General features: G+C 71.7%; 13 protein-coding genes and 1 pseudogene. 11 read left to right on the top strand and 3 right to left on the bottom strand.

The genetic code is table 11. The annotated features are described in order from the left end of the window. The first annotated feature begins 6 nt into the window (after nucleotides 1-6). Both cydD and cydC read left to right on the top strand, forming a co-directional pair. Complete coding sequence (gene cydD, locus EDF46_RS02925) at nucleotides 7-1683, top strand: thiol reductant ABC exporter subunit CydD (RefSeq protein WP_123504763.1); 1677 nt, start codon at nucleotides 7-9, stop codon at nucleotides 1681-1683. Continuing rightward, nucleotides 1680-3356 carry a thiol reductant ABC exporter subunit CydC gene (gene cydC / locus EDF46_RS02920; RefSeq protein WP_123504762.1) on the top strand — a complete coding sequence of 559 codons (1677 nt, stop codon included), beginning with the start codon at nucleotides 1680-1682 and terminating at the stop codon, nucleotides 3354-3356. Before cydD ends, cydC begins: the two co-directional genes overlap by 4 nt. A gap of 121 nt (nucleotides 3357-3477) precedes the next feature. Here cydC and EDF46_RS02915 read toward each other — a convergent pair whose 3' ends face one another. Together EDF46_RS02915 and EDF46_RS02910 are read right to left on the bottom strand one after the other, a co-directional pair. Then, nucleotides 3478-5832 (bottom strand): excinuclease ABC subunit UvrA, encoded by a 2355-nt coding sequence (locus EDF46_RS02915; RefSeq protein WP_123504761.1) that lies wholly within the window; start codon nucleotides 5830-5832, stop codon nucleotides 3478-3480. Between the two features lie 31 nt (nucleotides 5833-5863). Continuing rightward, nucleotides 5864-6592 (bottom strand): aminotransferase class IV, encoded by a 729-nt coding sequence (locus tag EDF46_RS02910; RefSeq protein ID WP_123504760.1) that lies wholly within the window; start codon nucleotides 6590-6592, stop codon nucleotides 5864-5866. 12 nt (nucleotides 6593-6604) lie between these two features. Here EDF46_RS02910 and EDF46_RS02905 point away from each other — a divergent pair, with 12 nt between their 5' ends. The 5 genes and pseudogenes from EDF46_RS02905 to holA all read left to right on the top strand — a co-directional run bounded on the left by EDF46_RS02905 (nucleotide 6605) and on the right by holA (nucleotide 14782). Then, a complete protein-coding gene (locus EDF46_RS02905) occupies nucleotides 6605-7990 on the top strand; it encodes an anthranilate synthase component I family protein (RefSeq protein ID WP_123504759.1) in 1386 nt (461 codons plus the stop codon). Between the two features lie 74 nt (nucleotides 7991-8064). Then, on the top strand, nucleotides 8065-10677 hold the full coding sequence (leuS, locus tag EDF46_RS02900) for a leucine--tRNA ligase (protein WP_370454039.1): 2613 nt from the start codon (nucleotides 8065-8067) through the stop codon (nucleotides 10675-10677). 100 nt (nucleotides 10678-10777) lie between these two features. Beyond that, entirely contained in the window at nucleotides 10778-11431 is a 654-nt protein-coding gene (locus tag EDF46_RS02895) for a ComEA family DNA-binding protein (RefSeq protein ID WP_233579772.1), read from the top strand. Between the two features lie 80 nt (nucleotides 11432-11511). Further along, nucleotides 11512-13173 (top strand): annotated as a pseudogene (locus EDF46_RS18645) (ComEC/Rec2 family competence protein); the annotation flags it as partial. A 580-nt stretch (nucleotides 13174-13753) separates the two neighbouring features. Next, a complete protein-coding gene (holA, locus tag EDF46_RS18640; protein WP_123504755.1) occupies nucleotides 13754-14782 on the top strand; it encodes a DNA polymerase III subunit delta in 1029 nt (342 codons plus the stop codon). Nucleotides 14783-14974: 192 nt separating this feature from the next. On the opposite strand, the gene rpsT is transcribed toward holA, so the two are convergent. Continuing rightward, entirely contained in the window at nucleotides 14975-15235 is a 261-nt protein-coding gene (gene rpsT, locus EDF46_RS02880) for a 30S ribosomal protein S20 (protein WP_123504754.1), read from the bottom strand. Between the two features lie 202 nt (nucleotides 15236-15437). Here rpsT and EDF46_RS02875 point away from each other — a divergent pair, with 202 nt between their 5' ends. From EDF46_RS02875 to EDF46_RS02865, 4 genes are all read left to right on the top strand, one after another. Beyond that, nucleotides 15438-16580: a pyridoxal phosphate-dependent aminotransferase gene (locus EDF46_RS02875; protein WP_123504753.1), complete on the top strand. Its 1143-nt coding sequence runs from the start codon at nucleotides 15438-15440 to the stop codon at nucleotides 16578-16580. Between the two features lie 79 nt (nucleotides 16581-16659). Beyond that, nucleotides 16660-18510, top strand: a complete 1851-nt coding sequence (gene lepA, locus EDF46_RS02870; RefSeq protein ID WP_123504752.1) for a translation elongation factor 4 — start codon at nucleotides 16660-16662, stop codon at nucleotides 18508-18510. A gap of 44 nt (nucleotides 18511-18554) precedes the next feature. Then, entirely contained in the window at nucleotides 18555-18716 is a 162-nt protein-coding gene (locus tag EDF46_RS18250; protein ID WP_158614137.1) for a hypothetical protein, read from the top strand. Between the two features lie 133 nt (nucleotides 18717-18849). Further along, a complete protein-coding gene (locus EDF46_RS02865) occupies nucleotides 18850-19500 on the top strand; it encodes a DUF1990 family protein (protein WP_123504751.1) in 651 nt (216 codons plus the stop codon). Nucleotides 19501-19502 lie beyond the last annotated feature (2 nt).

The raw sequence follows: 19502 nt of genomic DNA, 5'->3' as shown, positions 1-19502 counted from the left end.
GACATCGTGAAGCCCCTCGATCCGAGGCTCCTCCGCTACGCCCGGAGCGTGCGCGGCTTCCTCGGCCTGGGCGCCGTCCTCGGCGTCGTCCAGACCATCGCGACCGTCGCGTTCGCGTTCTTCGTCTCGCGCGCCGTGGTGTCGGTCGTCGACGGCCACGCCGACCGCCTTCCCGGCTATCTCGTCGGCATCGGCATCACCGTGGTCGTCCGGTCGGTGCTGATCTGGGGGCTGGAGTCGCTGGCGACGCGCACGGCCGTCCGGGTCAAGAGCGAGCTCCGAGGCCAGGTCGTCGACGCGGTCGTCCGGCGCGGTGGCGGCTGGGTGGCGAAGACGGGCTCGGCGCGACTCGCGACGCTGACGGGCCCCGGCCTCGACGCCCTCGACGACTACTTCGCGAAGTACGTCCCCCAGCTGATCCTCACGGCTCTGGCGACGCCGATCCTGGTCGTCGTGATGTTCTCGCAGGATCTCCTGTCGGGCATCATCGTCGTCGTCACCCTGCCGCTCATCCCCGTCTTCATGGTTCTCATCGGGTGGACCACCCGGTCGGCCCAGGCCCGTCAGTGGGACCGCCTGGCGAAGCTCGCGTCGTCGTTCCTCGACGCCGTGAGCGGCCTCTCCACGCTCAAGGTCTTCGGGCGCGAACGGCGTCAGGTGCGACGCATCGGCGACATCACCGACGAGTACCGCCGCGAGACGATGAAGGTGCTGCAGGTGTCCTTCCTCTCGGGCTTCGCGCTCGAGATGGCGGCGTCGCTGTCGGTCGCCATCGTCGCCGTCACGATCGGCATCCGGCTGGTCGAGGGATCGATGCTGCTGCCCCTCGGCCTCTTCCTCCTGCTGCTCACGCCCGAGGCCTACCTGCCGCTGCGCCAGGTCGGCGCCCACTTCCATGCGGCGGCGGACGGCGTGGCGGCGGCCGAGGAGGTCTTCGCGGTGCTGGAGGAGCCCAACGGCGGGCGGGCAGTTCCTGCGCCCCCGGCGTCTTCGGCCGTGCCGTCGGCAGGTTCCGCCGTCGGCGCCGTCGGTCTCGAGGTCCGCGGGCTCTCGGTGGCCTACGAGGGGCGGAGCGTGTTCGACGGCGTCGACCTCGATGTGCCGATCGGGGAGATCACCGCGATCGCCGGCCCCAGCGGCGTGGGCAAGTCGAGCCTCGTCGCGGCTCTGCTCGGCACCGTCGAATTCGACGGCACGGTGCGGTGGGCCGGTGCTGCATCGGGTGCGCCCTCGCCCGCCGATGTCGCGTGGTCGGGCCAGAGGCCGGGCCTGATGAGGGGCACGGTGGCCTCGAACGTAGCGCTCGGCGCGGCTCTCGATCGTGACGCGGTGCGCGCCGCCCTCGACACCGCGGCAGGCTCCGACGTCGACCTCGACGCCGTGATCGACGCCGGCGGTGCGGGTCTCTCGGGCGGCCAGGCGCAGCGGGTGGCTCTCGCGCGGGCGATCTACCGGGTGCGTCAGCTCGGCGCCCGACTGCTCCTCGTCGACGAGCCGACGTCGGCGCTCGACTCCGAGACGGAGCTTCTCCTGGTCGCCGGCCTGAGGTCGGTCGCGGCGAGCGGCGTCGCCGTGCTGGTCGTCACGCACCGACCGGCGGTGGCCGCGGCCGCCGACCGGGTGCTCACGCTCACCTCCGCGGGACTGGTCGAGCAGGGGCGGACCGCCGGGGTGAGCGCATGACCGACTCGATCATCCGGACCGCGCAGCCGCCGCTGTCGCGCAGCTGGCGCGGACTCGCGGCGGGAGCCCTCAGCGCGCTCAGCGGCGTCGCCCTCCTCGCCACCAGCGCCTACCTGATCACGCGCGCCGCCGAGCAGCCGCCGATCCTCTACCTGTCGATCGCCATCGTGTCGGTGCGGCTGTTCTCGCTCACCCGCGCGGTCTTCCGGTATCTGGAACGCCTCCTCAGCCACGACGCCGCCTTCCGGCAGCTCGCGACCGTGCGCACGACGCTCTACCGACGGCTCGTGCGGGTGGCTCCGGCCGGGCTCGGCCGCACGTCGCGCGGCGACCTGCTGAGCCGTGTCGTGTCGGACGTCGACGCCCTCCAGGATCTGCCGCTGCGCGTCGTGCAGCCCCTCGTCATCTCGGGCCTGTCGGCGCTGGCCGCGGTCGTCGCCGTGCTCGTCTTCTCGCCGGCGGCCGGGGTCGTGCTCCTCGCCGGACTCGTCATCGCGTTCGGCGTCGGCTGCCTCGTCGCCACCGTGCTCGCCCGCCGTAGCGAACGCGACCTCGCCGGGCTCCGAGGCGACCTCTCGGCCGCGATCCTCGACACGGTCCAGAACCTCGATGTGCTTGTCGCGTTCGACGCCGTCGATGCCCAGCTCCAGAGGATGACGGACCTCGACTCGCGGCTCCGGACCGTGGCGCTCACGCGTGCCTCCACCTCCGGCGTGGTCACCGCCCTCATCGCACTCGTCTCCGGAGCCACCGTGCTGGGCGCGATCGCCGCCGCCGCCCCGACCGTCGGGCACGGCCTGCTCGGCCCGGAGCTCGCCCTCGTCGCCCTCGTGCCGCTCGCCGTCTTCGAGGTCGTCGGCGCCGTGCCCGTCGCGGTGCTCGCCTGGCGCAAGGTCCGCGCCAGCGCCGCACGCGTCGACACGGCGGCGCCGGCCGAGGTGCCCGCCGGCGTGGTGCTCGACGACGACTCCGACGACGCCGCGGCTCCCGAGCCCCTCGGGCTGGGTGGGCCGGGAGCGGTCGCCCTGCGCCTCAGCGGGGTGGCAGCGACGTGGCCGGGGGCGGGAGTTCCTGCGCTCCCAGGTCTCGACCTCGAGGTCGCCGTGGGGGAGCGGATCGTCGTCGAGGGGCCCAGCGGCGCCGGCAAGTCGACCCTGGCCTCGGTGCTCGTGAGGTTCGTGGACTACTCCGGCTCGTACGAGATCGGCGGGGTCGATGCCCGGTCGGTGCGGCCGGCCGACGCGCGCGCCACCGTCGGGCTCCTGGAGCAGACCCCGTACGTGTTCGACGAGAACGTGCGGCAGAATTTGCTGTTCGCGCGCGACACCTCGACCGACGCCGAGCTGGAGGCCGTGCTCGCCCGGGTCGGCCTCGGCGAGTGGCTCGAGTCGCGCGGCGGGCTCGACGCGCGTCCCGGTGAACGCGGCGCGCTCATCTCGGGCGGCCAGGCGCAGCGGCTCGCGCTGGCCCGGGCGCTGCTGCGCGGGTTCCCGGTGCTGGTTCTCGACGAACCCGCCGCCGGGGTCGACCCCGACCTGGCGGACGCCCTGCTCGCCGACCTGCTGCGGGCCGCCGAGGCCGACGGGACCACCGTCGTGCTCATCTCGCACGTGCCGGTTCCGTCAGCGCTGGTGACGCGGCGGCTGCGCCTCGTCGGCGGGCGGTTCGCCTAGCCGGCTCCGTGTCGGCCCTCTCGGCCCGTCGCCGAGAGTGCGCACTGTGTCGATATCGGTGCCGCTGGCGACGAAGAGCGCACTCTCGACGTGGTCCGGACCGCGCGGCGGCGGCAGCGCGCTACGCCCCGACGTAGGTGGCGAGGTGCTGCCCCGTGAGCGTCGACCGGTCGGCGACGAGCTCGGCGGGCGTGCCCTCGAAGACGATGCGCCCTCCGTCGTGGCCGGCGCCCGGCCCGACGTCGATGATGCGGTCGGCGTGGGCCATCACGGCCTGGTGGTGCTCGATGACGATGACCGACCTGCCCGAGTCGACCAGGCGGTCGAGCAGCGCGAGCAACTGCTGCACGTCAGCGAGGTGAAGGCCCGTGGTGGGCTCGTCGAGCACGAGCACGCTGCCCTTCTCGCCCATGTGCACCGCGAGCTTGAGGCGCTGCCGCTCTCCTCCCGAGAGCGTGGTCAGCGGCTGGCCGATGGTGAGGTAGCCGAGCCCGACGTCGGCGAGCCGGCGCAGGATCGCGTGGGCCGCCGGCGTCTTCGCCGCACCGGCGGCGAAGAACTCCTCGGCGTCCGCGACCGACATGGCCAGCACCTCGGAGATGTCGCGACCCCCGAGGGTGTATTTGAGCACGGACGAGTCGAACCGTCTGCCCTCGCAGTCGTCGCAGACGGTCGAGACCGTCGCCATGATGCCCAGGTCGGTGTAGATCACGCCGGCGCCGCCGCAGGTCGGGCAGGCCCCTTCCGAGTTCGAGCTGAAGAGGGCCGGCTTGACGCCGTTGGCCTTGGCGAACGCCTTGCGGATCGGCTCGAGGAGCCCGGAGTAGGTCGCCGGGTTGCTGCGGCGGGATCCGCGGATGGGGCTCTGGTCGACCGAGATGACGTCGTCGCCCACGGATACCGAGCCATGGATCAGCGAGCTCTTGCCCGAGCCCGCGACGCCCGTCACAACGGTCAGCACTCCGAGCGGCACGTCGACGTCGACGCCCTGGAGGTTGTGCGTGGTGGCTCCGCGCACCGCGATCGACCCCGTCGGCGTTCGGACCGTCGACTTGAGCGCCGCCCGGTCGTCGAGGTGCCGGCCGGTCACCGTGTCGGCGCCGCGCAGGCCGTCGACCGTGCCCTCGAAGCACACCGTGCCGCCGTTCGCGCCGGCACCCGGCCCGAGGTCGACGACATGGTCGGCGATCGCGATGGTCTCGGGCTTGTGCTCGACGACCAGTACCGTGTTGCCCTTGTCGCGCAGTCGCAGGAGGAGCTCGTTCATCCGCTGGATGTCGTGCGGATGCAGGCCGGTGGTCGGCTCGTCGAAGACGTAGGTGATGTCGGTGAGCGCCGAGCCGAGGTGGCGGACCATCTTCACGCGCTGGGCCTCGCCGCCCGACAGCGTGCCGGTGGCGCGGTCGAGCGAGAGGTAGCCGAGTCCGATCTCGACGAACGAGTGCAGCACCTGCCGCAGCGACTGGAGCAGCGGGGCGACCGACGGCTCCTCCAGCGCGTGGACCCACTCGGCGAGGTCGCTGATCTGCATCGAGCAGGCGTCGGCGATGCTGATGCCGTCGATGAGCGACGAGCGCGCGGCCTCGTTCAGCCGGGTGCCACCGCAGTCGGGGCAGGAGGTGAAGGTCACGGCCCGGTCGACGAAGGCGCGGATGTGCGGCTGCATCGACTCGCGGTCCTTCGACAGCATCGACCTCTGGAGCTTGGGCACCAGCCCCTCGTAGGTGAGGTTGATGCCGTTGATCTTGACCTTGGTCGGCTCGCGGTAGAGGAAGTCGTTCAGCTCGACCTCGGTGTAGTCGCGGATCGGCTTCGCGCCGTCGAGGAAGCCCGACTCGATGTAGACGCGCATCATCCAGCCGTCGCCGGTGTAGCCCGGCACTCGGACGGCGCCGTCGATCAGCGACTTCGAGTCGTCGTAGAGCTCGGTGAAGTCCATGTCGCTGACCGACCCCCGGCCCTCGCAGCGCGGGCACATGCCGCCGTTGCGCGAGAAGTTCGCCGGGATGTCCTTCGAGGCGCCGCCCTTCTGAACCGTGAGGGTGCCCGAGCCGCGCACCGACGACACGTTGAACGAGAAGGCGTTGGGGGAGCCCACTCGGGGCGAGCCGAGCCGGCTGAAGAGGATCCGCAGCATGGCGTTGGCGTCGGTCGCCGTGCCCACCGTCGACCTCGGGTCGGAGCCCATGCGCTGCTGGTCGACGATGATGACGGTGGTGAGCCCCTCGAGCACGTCGACCTCGGGACGGGCCAGCGTCGGCATGAACCCCTGGACGAACGCGCTGTAGGTCTCGTTGATCAGCCGCTGCGACTCAGCCGCGATGGTGCCGAACACGAGGGAGCTCTTGCCCGACCCCGAGACGCCCGTGAAGACGGTCAGCTGCCGCTTCGGGATGGCGACGCTGATGTCTCTCAGGTTGTGCTCGCGGGCTCCGCTGACGCGGATGGTCTCGAACGTGCGATCGGCATGAGGCATGCGCCCAATATATCGAGTACCGGTGACAAAGCTAGTGCGAGTGGACGGACCGCCTGAGGGCGTCCAGCCGCGCCCGCCACAGCCGCAGGCGCCCGGGCTGCTCGGCGACCGTCGGCCCGCCTACCCACGAGGTGGCGATCCGGGGCCCGTGCAGCGATCCGAGGCTCCACACCTCGTGGTCGGCGAGGTCGTCCGGCTCGACGAGCTCCCGCAGCACGGTGACGCCGAACGCCGTCGCGATGGTCACGAGCGAGTTCTCCGTCACCCCGGGCAGCCGCTCGAGCGTGTCGTCGACCACGCAGAGCGCATCGCCTCGCCACCACGCGATCGACGAGTAGCCGCCCTCGACGACGAGTCCCTCGGGCGAGACAATGACGGCCTCGTCGGCTCCGGCCCGCACGGCCTCCTGGCGCAGGGCGTCGAGGCGAGCGAGGTCCGGGCCTTTGATCAGGGGGGTCGTCCGCGGATCGACGCGCGCGGAGTGCAGTCTCAGCGAGGTAGTCCGAGCGGGAGCCGACCGCAGCGAGACGCCGAAGGCCCCTGAGGTGTCGAGGGTGATCCGCGGAAACCAGGACCCGGTCGCAGGAACTCCCCGCACCGCCCGATCCCAGAACGCTCCCGCCGCATCGCCGAGGTCGGGCGCCTGCGCCCGCACCGAGTCGACGAACCGCGACCGGTGCACCCCGGCCGCCAGCGCCAGCCCGCCGTCGACGAGGAGGGAGTCCGCCACGAGCAGCGAGGTGGGGGGTGCGTCGTTCATAGAATCAACCCTATGCGGCAGCCTCCGACCCGAACCCCGCTCGCCGGGTGGGTGACGCCCGAGGCGGTCGTCCGCGCGTTCGGGGCGGAGGGCGACGTCGTCTGGATCGACGCCGGCGCGGCCGCGGACGCCGAGGGCGCGGCTCCGTCACCCGGTCATCCGGCGCGCTCGCTGGTCGGCTGGGGGCGCCGACGCCTCGACGCCCGCGCCGCGGTGCCCGGCGACGTCGAGGCGGCCCTGGCCCGCGTCGACGCCTCCCTCCGCGACGACGATCCCGACGCCGACCCGCTCGGCTGGTGGGGCGTCGTCGGCTACGGCGTCTCGGCCGAGCTGCTCGCGCCCGGCGACGCGACCTGGGCCGGGACTCTCGGCGACCCGGTGCGGCCCGACCTGCTCCTGCTGGAGGTGGACCGCGCGCTCGTGTTCGACCACGGCACGGGCCTCGTCGAGCTGGTGGAGCGGGGCGCTGAGCCGGAGCTCGGCGAGGCTCTGCGGAACTGGTGGCCCGGGCGGGAGCCGCGGCAGAAGGCCGTTCCTGCGCCGGGAGCGACAGCAGCGTGGGCCGACGACGACGCCCGCTACCTCGACCTGATCGCCGGCTGCCTGGCCGCGATCGACCGCGGCGACGCCTTCGTCATCTGCCTGACGACGAGCGCCTCCGTCGTGACCGGCGAGAGCGACCTCGACCTCTACGCGCGGCTGCGGCGGTCGTCTCCGGCGCCGAGGGCGTCGTTCATCAGGCTCGGCGAGACGGCCGTGCTGGGGGCGAGTCCCGAGGAGTTCCTGCGCATCGATGCCGAGGGCCGGGTCTCGACGTCGCCGATCAAGGGCACTCGCGAGCGCTCGGCCGATTCGCGACTCGACGAGGCCCGGGCGCAGGAACTCGCGTCGAACCGCAAGGAGCGCGCCGAGAACCTGATGATCGTCGACCTCATGCGCAACGACCTCTCGCGGGTGTCGCGGCCCGAGCACGTCGCCGTGTCGTCGCTGTTCGCCGTCGAGGGCTTCGAGCACGTGCACCAGCTCGTCAGCACGGTGACGGCCGTGGTGCGGCCCGGGCTCACCGGCATCGACGTGCTGCGGGCGACGTTCCCGCCGGGGTCGATGACCGGGGCGCCGAAGCACAGCGTGGTGCGGATCCTGGCGGGGCTGGAGGCCGGGCCTCGCGGACTCTACTCGGGGGTCGCGGGGCGGTTCGGATTCGACGGCACGGTCGATCTGGCCGTCGTGATCCGGTCGATCGTGCTCGACCTCCCCACCGGCGAGGCCGGCGTCGGCGTCGGCGGCGGGATCACGAACGAGTCCGACCCGGCCGACGAGCTGGCCGAGGTCGCGATCAAGGCCCGCGCCCTGCTGACCGCCCTCGGCGCCTCCGGCGTGCCGGACTCGCTAATCTAGATCCTTGGGTCCGCGGCGTCGCCAGTGCGATGCGCTCCTGGGCCCGCACCCCCAGACGTGAATTGAGAACCTCCGTGGCACACGAGCACGAGCAGAACCTGACGACCGACGCCGCCGGCGATGACGGCGAGTCGACCGTCGTCGACCCGAACGCCTACGACTTCGCCGCCCTGCAGACGAAGTGGCAGGCCGTCTGGGAGGAGCGCCAGCCGTTCACGATCGACGACCCGACCGACAAGCGCCCGCGCAAGTACATCATGGACATGTTCTCGTACCCGTCGGGCGACCTGCACATGGGTCACGCCGAGGCGTTCGCGTTCGGCGACATCGTTGCCCGCTACTGGTGGCAGCAGGGCTTCCAGGTGCTGCACCCCGTGGGCTGGGACAGCTTCGGGCTGCCCGCCGAGAACGCCGCGATCAAGCGCGGCACCGACCCGCGCGAGTGGACGTACGCGAACATCGACCAGCAGCGCGCCGCCATGAAGGCGTACGGCGTGTCGGTCGACTGGACCCGCGAGATCCACACCTCCGACCCCGAGTACTACAAGTGGAACCAGTGGCTGTTCCTCAAGATGTACGAGAAGGGCCTGGCCTACCGGAAAGACAGCTGGGTCAACTGGGACCCTGTGGACCAGACCGTCCTCGCCAACGAGCAGGTGCTCGCCGACGGCACGTCCGACCGCTCGGGCGCCGTCGTGGTGAAGAAGAAGCTCACGCAGTGGTACTTCAAGATCACCGACTACGCCGACCGCCTGCTCGACGACCTGAACCAGCTCGAGGGCCGCTGGCCGTCGAAGGTGCTGGCGATGCAGCGCAACTGGATCGGGCGCTCGACGGGTGCCGACGTCGACTTCGCCGTCGAGGGCCGCGCCGAGAAGATCACGGTCTTCACGACGCGCCCCGACACCCTGCACGGCGTCACCTTCATGGTCGTCGCGCCGGAGTCCGACCTGGCGGCGGAGCTCGTCGCCGGCGCGGACGACGCCGCGATCGCCGAGACGTTCCAGGCATTCCTGACCGAGGTGCAGAAGAGCACCGAGATCGAGCGCCAGACCGCCGACCGCCCGAAGCAGGGCGTCTTCCTCGGCCGCTACGCCAAGAACCCGCTGACCGGCGAGCGGATCCCGGTGTGGGCCGCCGACTACGTCCTGCCCGACTACGGCCACGGCGCCGTCATGGCCGTGCCGGCGCACGACCAGCGCGACCTCGACTTCGCCCTGAAGTACGACCTGCCCGTGCGCGTCGTCGTCGACGTGAACGCGCCCGTGACCGGTGTGATCCCCGCGCTCGAGCTGGACGAGAACGGCCAGGCGATCCTGCCCGACGATCTGGAGCCGACCGACCCCGCCGAGACGGGCACCGCCCTGACCGGCGAGGGCCGCCTGCTGAACTCGGGCGTCTTCACCGGGCTGAGCAAGTCGAACGGCATCAAGCGCATCATCGAGGCGCTGGAGACCGCCGGCGACGGCCGCGCCGCCAAGACGTACCGCCTCCGGGACTGGCTCATCTCGCGCCAGCGCTTCTGGGGCACCCCGATCCCGATCATCCACGGCGCCGACGGCGTCGAGATCCCTGTTCCGCTCGACCAGCTCCCCGTCGAGCTGCCGTCGACCGAGGGCCTCGACCTCAAGCCCAAGGGCCAGTCGCCGCTGGGCGCCGCCACCGAGTGGGTCACCGTCGAGGACCCTCGCGACGGCAGTCCGGCCCTCCGCGACCCCGACACGATGGACACCTTCGTCGACTCGTCGTGGTATTACCTGCGCTACCTCAACCCGAACGACGACACCATGGCCTTCGACCCGAAGGAGGCCGACAAGTGGGCGCCCGTCGACCAGTACGTCGGCGGTGTCGAGCATGCGATCCTGCACCTGCTGTACGCGCGCTTCATCACCAAGGTGCTGTTCGACCTCGGCTACGTGGGCTTCACCGAGCCCTTCAGCGCGCTGCTGAACCAGGGCATGGTGCTCTCGGGCGGCTCGAAGATGTCGAAGTCGAAGGGCGGCGTCAACCTGAGCGACGAGCTCGCCGAGCACGGCGTCGACGCGATCCGCCTCACCATGGCGTTCGCCGGCCCGCCCGAAGACGACATCAACTGGGAAGACGTGTCGCCCGCCGGCGCCGCCAAGTTCCTGGCGCGGGCCTTCCGCCTGGCGAACGACGTCGCCTCGACGCCCGACGCCGTGTGGGCCGAGGGCGACCAGAACCTCCGCCGCTCGACGCACCGCTTCCTGTCGGAGGCCCCGAGCCTGGTCGAGGCGTTCAAGTTCAACGTCGTCGTCGCGCGCCTCATGGAGCTCGTCAACACGATCCGCAAGGCCGTCGACTCGGGCGCGGGCCCCGCCGACCCGGCCGTGCGAGAGGCCACCGAGACCGTGGCTCTCGCTCTGTCGCTGTTCTCGCCGCACACCGCGGCCGAGATGTGGGAGCGCCTCGGCTACGACTCCGACGTCGCGACCTTCGGCTGGCGCAAGGCCGACCCGACGCTGCTCGTCGAGACCAGCGTCACCGCGGTGATCCAGGTCAACGGCAAGGTGCGCGACCGTCTCGAGGTCTCGCCGAAGATCGGCGCCGACGAGCTGGAGGCCTTGGCTCGCGAGTCGGCGGCCGTGAGGCGCGCCGTCGGCGACAAAGAGATCGTCAACGTGATCGTGCGGGCGCCGCGCGTGGTGAACATCGCCGTGAAGTAACGCTGTCGTCCTGTTCTCCACAGGGCCTCGGAGCCGCCGATCTCTGCACAGATCGGCGGCTCCGTCGTCTCCGGGGCCGCCGCTTTCCTAGCGTGGCCGCATGAGCAGTTCAGAGGGGCGCACGCCGGACTTCCGCGAGCCGGGGTCGGCGCCGCGGTGGCGGGTGGCCGTGGGCGCGGCGGTCGTGGCGGCGGTGGTCCTGGTCGGGATCGTGGTGGCGGTGTCGGCCATCACGGCGGGGCGGCAGGCGGTAGCCGATGTTCCTGCGCCCGTGTCGTCGTTCACGACGCCGGCCCCGGCGCTCTCGACGCCTTCGCCGGGGCGGGTGTTCGTGCACATCCTGGGGCGGGTCGAGCGGCCCGGACTGTACGAGGTGGCGTCCGGGTCGCGGGCGGTCGACGTGGTGGCCCGGGCCGGCGGGTTTCGCGGCGATGCCGACCAGACAGCGCTGAACCTCGCTCGCACGGTCGCCGACGGCGAGCAGATCGTCGTGCCGAGGGTGGGGGAGTCGGCTTCGCCGGTGCCGCCAGCCGGCACGTCGTCGTCGTCGGCGCCTTCGGGCATGGTCGACCTCAACGCGGCCGACGCCGCGACCCTCGAGACGCTGTCGGGCGTCGGGCCGGCGACGAGCGCCGCGATTCTCGCGTGGCGCGACGAGCACGGGCGGTTCGCCGCCGTCGAAGACCTTCTCGACGTGCCGGGGATCGGCGAGAAGAAGCTCGAGGCGCTGCGGGAGAGCGTGGTGGCGGGGTGATCGACGTGCGGCTGGCGGCGCCGGCGGCGGCGGGGTGGGGTGCGCTGGTGCTCGCGCTGCCTCACCCTGCCGCGCTGCCGATGATCGCGGGAGTCGCCGCGGTCGGGTCGTGCGTGCTGCTCGTCGGTCGGCGGCTCGGGCTCGTGGCCGTGATGCTCGGCGTCGTCGCAGCCCTCGCCGGGTCGGCGTGGATCCGCCTGCCGTCGCCGGAGTCGCTGCCGAACACCTCGACGGCCGTCGTCGGCGAGGTCGTCGGCCTGCCCGATCCGCGTACCGGCACGCTCACCCTGTCGATCAGCAGGGTCGGGGCGCAGGAACCCGCCCACCCCCTCCGCACCCTCGTCCTCGGCGCGGAGCCGGGCGCCGCCTGGCCCACCGCCGGCGACACCGTCGCCGTGACCGGCCGGCTCTCCGAGTTCACCCCCGGCGATCCCCATGCGCTGGCGTTGCGGCCGTCCTCGCCGGTCGAGGTGGTGAGGCCTGCGTCGGGGCTCGGCGGGTGGGCCGCCGACCTACGCGACGGCTTCGCGCGCACCACCGCCGGTCTCCCGGGCGACGGCGGCGACCTGCTCCCGGGGCTGACGCTCGGCGACACGGCACGCGTCTCGGCCGACCTCGACCAGGCGATGAAACGGTCGTCTCTGGCCCACCTCACGGCGGTGTCGGGTGCGAACTGCGCCGTCGTCGTCGCCGTCACGCTAATGCTGGCGGCCGCGCTCGGGGTGCCGCGGCTCGTTCGCTACGGGGCAGCCGCCCTGGTGCTCGGCGGATTCGTGGTGCTGGTGACTCCCGAGCCGAGCGTCCAGCGCGCCGCCGTCATGGCTCTGGCGGGGCTCGCCCTGACTGCGTGGGGACGACCCGTGCGCGGGCTCCCTCTGGTGTCGCTCGCCGTCGTCGTGCTCCTGCTGAGCGACCCGTGGCTCGCGCGATCGTTCGGGTTCGCCCTGTCGGTGCTGGCGACCGCGGGGCTCGTGGTGCTGACCGGGCCGCTCAGCCTCGTCCTGGCCCGGGTCGTGCCGTCGCCGATCGCAGTCGCTCTCGCCGTGCCGATCGCGGCGCAGCTGGCCTGCCAGCCGCTGCTGCTCCTGCTCGACCCCGGTGTGCCGCTCGTCGGCATCCCCGCCAACGTCCTCGCCGAACCGGCGGCACCCGTCGCGACGGTCCTCGGCCTGGTCGCGTGCCTGCTCGGCCCCGTCTGGCCCGCCGCCGCGGTCGCCGTGTCTCACGCCGCGGGGCTCCCCTCGACCTGGATCGCCGCGGTGGCCCGGTTCGCGGCCGGCGTCCCCGGGGCGCGGCTCGAGTGGGGCGCGGGCGCTCTCGCCGTCGGGGTCGCCGCACTCGTCGTGCTGCTGGCCGCCGCCGCGGTGCTCGCGCCGTCGCACCGCCGCGCCCGCCGTGTCGCGACCTCCGCCCTGCTCGCGCTCCTCGTGCCCCTGGCCGCGACCACCGCCGGCGGCACGCTCGGCCGCCGCGCGACCCTCCCCGCCGACTGGCAGATCGCGCAGTGCGACGTGGGCCAGGGCGACGCCGTGCTCGTCCGGTCGGCGGGCAGGGTGGCGCTCGTCGACACCGGCGACGATGCGGCTTTGCTGGCCACCTGCCTGCAGTCCTTCGGCATCGGCCGGATCGACCTCCTCGTGCTCACCCACTTCGACGCCGACCACGTCGGCGCGTCCGGGTCGCTGGCCGGGCGGGTGGAGACCGTGCTCGTGGGGCCGGGCGGTGGCGACGTCGTTCCTGCGCTCAGGGCTCGGGCGGTGGTCGCCGCGACGCCGGGTGCGTCGACTCGGCTGGGCGACGCGCGGCTCACCATGCTGTGGCCGCCTGACGGGACGACGCCGGGCAACGAGGCGAGCGTCGTGCTCTCGGTCTCGTGCGCCTCGGTCTGCGCGCCGGCGCAGCTGACCGCGGTGCTGCTGGGCGACCTCGGCGAACGCGAGCAGGCGCGCCTGCGCGGACGCACCGACTTCGGCCCGGTCGACGTCGTCAAGGTGTCGCACCACGGGTCGCGCGACCAGAGCCCTTCTCTGTACCAGGAACTACGGCCCCGCATCGCCCTGATCGGCGTCGGGGCCGACAACACCTACGGCCACCCCGTCGCGCAGACCGTCGACCTGCTGCAGTCGGTCGGCGCCGCCGTCGTCCGCAGCGACGAGGACGGCACCGTCGCCCTCGCCCGCGACTCCGACGGCGGCATCGCCGTCTGGCGCGCAGGAGCACGCGTGACGGCCGGTGCACCTAGGCTTGACCCCGGCCTCGCCGAACCGGTCGCGGCCCCGGGCCGCTCGACACGGCCCGGCACGGACCGCCCGGAGGAGAGACATGGCAGCGCGAACCGCGGGCAAGGCGACGAAGGCCGTCCAGATCGCCCAGGTCGGATGGGACGCCATTCGTCCGGCGCCCGTGATCCTGGTCTCGGGGCCCGAGCAGTTTCTCGCCGACCGGTCCGTCCGGCAGCTGCGCGACCAGCTTGTCGCCGAAGACCCTCGGCTCGAGGTCCACGATCTCTCGGCCGACCAGTACGGCCCCGGTGAGCTGATCACGCTGGCAAGCCCGTCGCTGTTCGCCGAGCCGCGCCTCATCCGAGTCGCCAACGTCGAGAAGTGCACCGACGCATTCCTGCAGGAGGCGCTCTCGTACCTGGAGGCGCCGGCCGACGACACCTACCTCGTGCTCCGCCACGGCGGGGGAGTCCGAGGCAAGAAGCTGCTCGACGCGCTCCGCGGCGGCCTCGGCGGCGGCATCGAGGTCATCTGCGCCGAGCTCAAGAAAGACACCGAGAAGCTCGACTTCGCCGCCGCCGAGTTCGCCGCCGAGGGGCGGCGCGTATCGGCCGGAGCCCTTCGTGCGCTGGTGCAGGCGTTCCAGGACGACCTCTCGGAGCTCGCCTCCGCGTGCCAGCAGCTCCTTGCCGACGGGGCCGCCGAGATCACCGAGGTGACCGTCGAGAAGTACTACTCGGGTCGCGTCGAGACCAACGCGTTCAAGGTCGCCGACACCGCGATCGCCGGGCGGCAGGGTGAGGCCCTGATCCTGCTGCGGCATGCGCTGGCCTCGGGGCAGGACCCCGTGCCGATCGTCGCCGCCTTCGCGTCCAAGCTCCGGACCATGGCCAAGGTCAGCGGCGGCGGGCGCTCCAGCCAGGGCGAGCTGGCGTCGCGGTTCGGGCTGGCGCCCTGGCAGGTGCAGCGCGCGCAGCGCGACCTCGGCGGGTGGTCCGACGAGGGGCTCGGCCGCGCCATCGACCTCATCGCCACCACCGACGCCGCCGTCAAGGGCGCCGAGCGCGACGCCGTGTACGCCCTCGAGCGCATGGTCAGCGTCGTCAGCCGTCGAGGCGCTACGCGCTAGAGGCGGGGCCCGGCAGCTCGGGCCCGCCGAATCGGCACGCGCCCGCCGTCGCGACGGCGGGGCTGAGCCGTTGCGGCGGGGCCGAGTCGCCGCAGGGCGCGCTCGAGCCGGTCCCGGGGGCCGACGCCCCCGCACGACGAAGGCCCCGCCTCCCGAATCGGGAGGCGGGGCCTTCGTACAGCGGCGCGGGACCTAGAGGGCCGCGACCTGCTTGGCGATCGCCGACTTGCGGTTGGCAGCCTGGTTCTGGTGGATGACACCCTTGCTGACGGCCTTGTCGAGCTTCTTCGTCGCGACGACGAGAGCGGCGGTCGCAGCGGCCTTGTCGCCGCCGGTGATGGCGGCGTGCGTCGAGCGAATGACGGTCTTCAGCTCGCTCTTGACGGCCTTGTTGCGGTCCTGGGCCTTCTTGTTGGTGCCGATGCGCTTGATCTGCGACTTGATGTTTGCCACTGTGGTGAACCTTCTGTCTGGATTGATAAGAGTGTGTACGCAGCCGATCAGGCCCATAGAGGGTGGACCTGGTCGCCTAGGCGAACTGACTGCGAATCGCCGCGCAGCGGGGAAGCGGCGGCGGAAGCCAAGAATCAACACTACCAGGGCGTCTGCCGAGCGGCAATCAAGCGGGCCGAGCGTGTCGTAGTAACGTCTCGGCATGCCTTCCCTCGCCCCGCACATCCTGTCCGTGCCCGGCTCCGGTATCCGACGGGTGTTCGAGATCGCGATGAAGCTCGACGACGTCGCGATGCTGGTCGTCGGCGAGCCCGACGTGCCGGTCGCCCGCCACATCATCGACGCCGCCCGGCGCGCCTGGGCCGAGGACCGCACGAGCTACACGCCCAACGGCGGCATCGCGCCGCTCCGGGCCGCCCTGGTGGCCAAGCTGGCGCGCGAGAACGACGTGCACGTGGCCGAGGAGCAGGTCTGGGTGACCGTCGGGGCGACTCAGGCCCTGCACCAGGCGATGGGCCTGCTGCTCGGGCCGGGCGACGAGGTGCTCGTTCCTGATCCCGGCTACACGACCTTTACCATGAACGCGCACATGCTCGACGCGCACGCGGTGCCGTACGCGCTCTCGGCCGAGCACGGTTTCGAGCCGGACGTCGACGCCCTGGAGCCCCTGGTCACCGACCGGACGCGCGCCATCATCGTCAACTCGCCCTCGAACCCCCTCGGCACGGTGTTCGGCGAGGCGCTGCTGCGCCGGATCCTCGACTTCGCCCGCCGCCACGACCTCTGGGTGATCAGCGACGAGGTGTACGAGTACTTCACCTACGGCACGGCGCACGTGAGCCTCGCGGCGCTCGACGACGACGACCGGGTGTTCAGCGTCTTCTCCCTGAGCAAGACCTACGCGATGACCGGCGTGCGTGTGGGCTACCTCGTCACGCCCCGAGGGCTCTCCGAGACGATGAGAACGGTGCAGGAGGCGCAGATCAGCTGCGTCGCCGAGCCCGACCAGTGGGCGGCCCTTGCCGCCGTCACCGGCGACAACCAGCCCGTCGCCGATGCGCGCGAGCACTACCGGGAGAACCTCGAGGCGGCTCGGGAGATCCTGCGCCAGCGGGGTCTGGCCTTCCTCGACCCGGCCGGCGCCTTCTACCTCTGGGTCGACGTCTCGCACGCCTCCCGGGGCGACGTCGCTCAATGGGCGGAGGACTTCCTGATCGCCGAGCGCGTCGCCATCGCCCCCGGCAGCGCCTTCGGCCGCTCGGGCGAGGGCTGGATCAGGATCAGCCTCGCGGCACCCCTCGACGTGCTCGAGCGCGGCCTGCGCGCCCTGCCGGTCCCCGCCTGACGGAAGGCCGCGGTCCCCGCCCGAGCGCGCTCGTGGGAGAATGTCCCGACCGCTAGACCGACTGCGCCAGAGAGACCACGTGAGCCCCAAAGCCGTTACCGCCCTCGAGCCCGCCTCGACCGCGCCCGACGCGATCCGCAACTTCTGCATCATCGCGCACATCGACCACGGCAAGTCGACTCTCGCCGACCGCATGCTGGGCATCACCGGCGTCGTCGAGGACCGCGCCATGCGTGCCCAGTACCTCGACCGCATGGACATCGAGCGCGAGCGCGGTATCACGATCAAGAGCCAGGCCGTCCGCATGCCGTGGGCCGTCGACGGCACGACCTACGCGCTCAACATGATCGACACCCCCGGCCACGTCGACTTCAGCTACGAGGTCTCCCGGTCGCTCGCGGCCTGCGAGGGCGCGATCCTGCTGGTCGACGCGGCCCAGGGCATCGAGGCGCAGACGCTCGCCAACCTCTACCTGGCGCTCGAGAACGACCTCGAGATCATCCCGGTGCTCAACAAGATCGACCTGCCCGCGGCTGACCCCGACAAGTACGCGGCCGAGCTCGCGCAGCTCATCGGCGGCGACCCGAAAGACGTGCTGCGCGTCAGCGGCAAGACCGGCGTCGGCGTCGAGGAGCTCCTCGACGTCGTCGTGAACCGCATCCCGTCGCCAAAGGGCGACAAAGACGCTCCGGCCCGCGCCATGATCTTCGACTCGGTCTACGACAGCTACCGCGGCGTCATCACCTACGTCCGCATGATCGACGGCAGCCTGAAGCCGCGCGAGAAGATCCAGATGATGTCGACCCGCGCGGTCCACGACATCCTCGAGATCGGCGTCTCGTCGCCCGAGCCCCTTGCCTCTCAGGGTCTGGGCGTCGGCGAGGTCGGCTACCTCATCACCGGGGTGAAAGACGTGCGCCAGTCGAAGGTCGGCGACACGGTCACGACGGCCGCCAAGCCGGCCACCGTCGCCCTCGCCGGCTACACCGAGCCGCTCCCGATGGTGTTCTCGGGGCTCTACCCGATCGATGGCAGCGACTACCCGGTGCTCCGCGAGGCGCTCGACAAGCTCAAGCTGTCCGACGCGGCGCTCGTCTACGAGCCCGAGACCTCGGTCGCGCTCGGCTTCGGCTTCCGCTGCGGCTTCCTCGGCCTGCTGCACCTCGAGATCATCACGGAGCGCCTCGAGCGCGAGTTCAACCTCGATCTCATCACGACCGCGCCGAGCGTGATCTACGAGGTGACGACCGAAGACAAGAAGACCACCACGGTCACGAACCCGTCCGAGTTCCCCGACGGCAAGATCATGAGCGTGGCCGAGCCCATGGTGAAGGCCGCGATCCTCGCGCCGAAAGACTACGTCGGCGTCATCATGGAGCTCTGCCAGTCGCGCCGCGGCAACCTGCTCGGCATGGAGTACCTCGGCGAGGACCGCGTCGAGCTGCGCTACAACATGCCGCTCGGCGAGATCGTCTTCGACTTCTTCGACCAGCTCAAGAGCAAGACCCAGGGCTACGCGTCGCTCGACTACGAGCCCAGCGGCGAGCAGGAGGCCGACCTGGTCAAGGTCGACATCCTGCTGCAGGGCGAGCAGGTCGACGCGTTCTCGACGATCGTCCACCGCGACAAGGCCTACGCGTACGGCGTGCTGATGACCGGCCGCCTGCGCGAGCTGATCCCGCGTCAGCAGTTCGAGGTGCCGATCCAGGCCGCCATCGGCGCCCGGATCATCGCCCGCGAGTCGATCCGCGCCATGCGGAAGGACGTCCTGGCCAAGTGCTACGGCGGCGACATCACCCGAAAGCGCAAGCTCCTCGAGAAGCAGAAGGAGGGCAAGAAGCGCATGAAGACCATCGGCCGGGTCGACGTGCCGCAGGAGGCCTTCATCGCCGCGCTCTCCGGTGACGTGGAGAAGAAAGACAAGAAGTAGGCGGCGGGGCGGCACTCGCCGGCCGCTGGGAGCATGCTGGACGCATGCCTGCTCTCTTCATCGTCATCATCATCGTCGGAATCATCGTCTTCGGGCTCAGCTTCCTCGGCGCCGCCCTGAAGTTCCTGCTCTTCGTCGGCCTCATCATCGTCGCGATCGGGATCATCGGCTGGATCGTGCGCGCGCTCACGGGCCGCAAGGCCTGACCCGCGTCGCGAGATGGCCGTGGCCGTCGCCCGCCCGCCAGGGTGGCGACGGCCACGGCCATCTCGATGCCGCTGCGCCTGCGGCCACCACGTGACCGGGACGCGGCGACGCGGCCCCGTCTAGAATCGTCGGATGCGCCGTCAGACCCACACCGAGATCCAGACCACCTACGGGCAGGTCGGGGCTACCCAGGCGCCCGACCTCCTGCAGTACCCGCCGAAGGGATTCCGCCCCGCCGAGTACCGCACGCGCATCGGCCACGGCGACGCCCGCTTCGAGGCCGCCTGGGCCGCGATCATGACGTGGAAGGTCCAGGAGCGCAGCGGCATCCGCGTGCGCGTCACCAGCACCCCGTCGTTCGAGGAGGGTGCGTACACGCCCGTCACCTTCGACGACGAGGGCAACCCGCTCGACCCCGCCGACTACGCCGCTCCGACCGGCGAGTCGCACTTCAGCCCCGAGGGCGAGCCGTTCCTGGTCGCCGGAACCGAGGCCGTCCTCGACATCCACGCCTACGGCCGCACCGTCCACGCGCCGGTCCGCGTCGTCTACGTGATCGACGACCCGACGCGCAAGGGCTTCGCCTACGGCACGCTCGACGGCCACCCCGAGAGCGGCGAGGAGAGCTGGGTCATCGACCAGACCGACGACGGCTCCGTCTGGCTGACCGTGCGGGTGTTCTCGAAGCCGGCGAACTGGAAGTGGCGCCTGGTCGCGCCGTTCCTGCGCCTCCAGCAGACGAAGTACACCCAGCGCTACCTCCGCGTGCTGGTGGGCGACTGACA

Source organism: Frondihabitans sp. PhB188, assembly GCF_003752365.1.
Taxonomy (GTDB): domain Bacteria; phylum Actinomycetota; class Actinomycetes; order Actinomycetales; family Microbacteriaceae; genus Frondihabitans.
The sequence above is the reverse complement of the archived record's forward strand: the minus strand, read 5'-3'. Positions and strand labels throughout refer to the sequence as shown.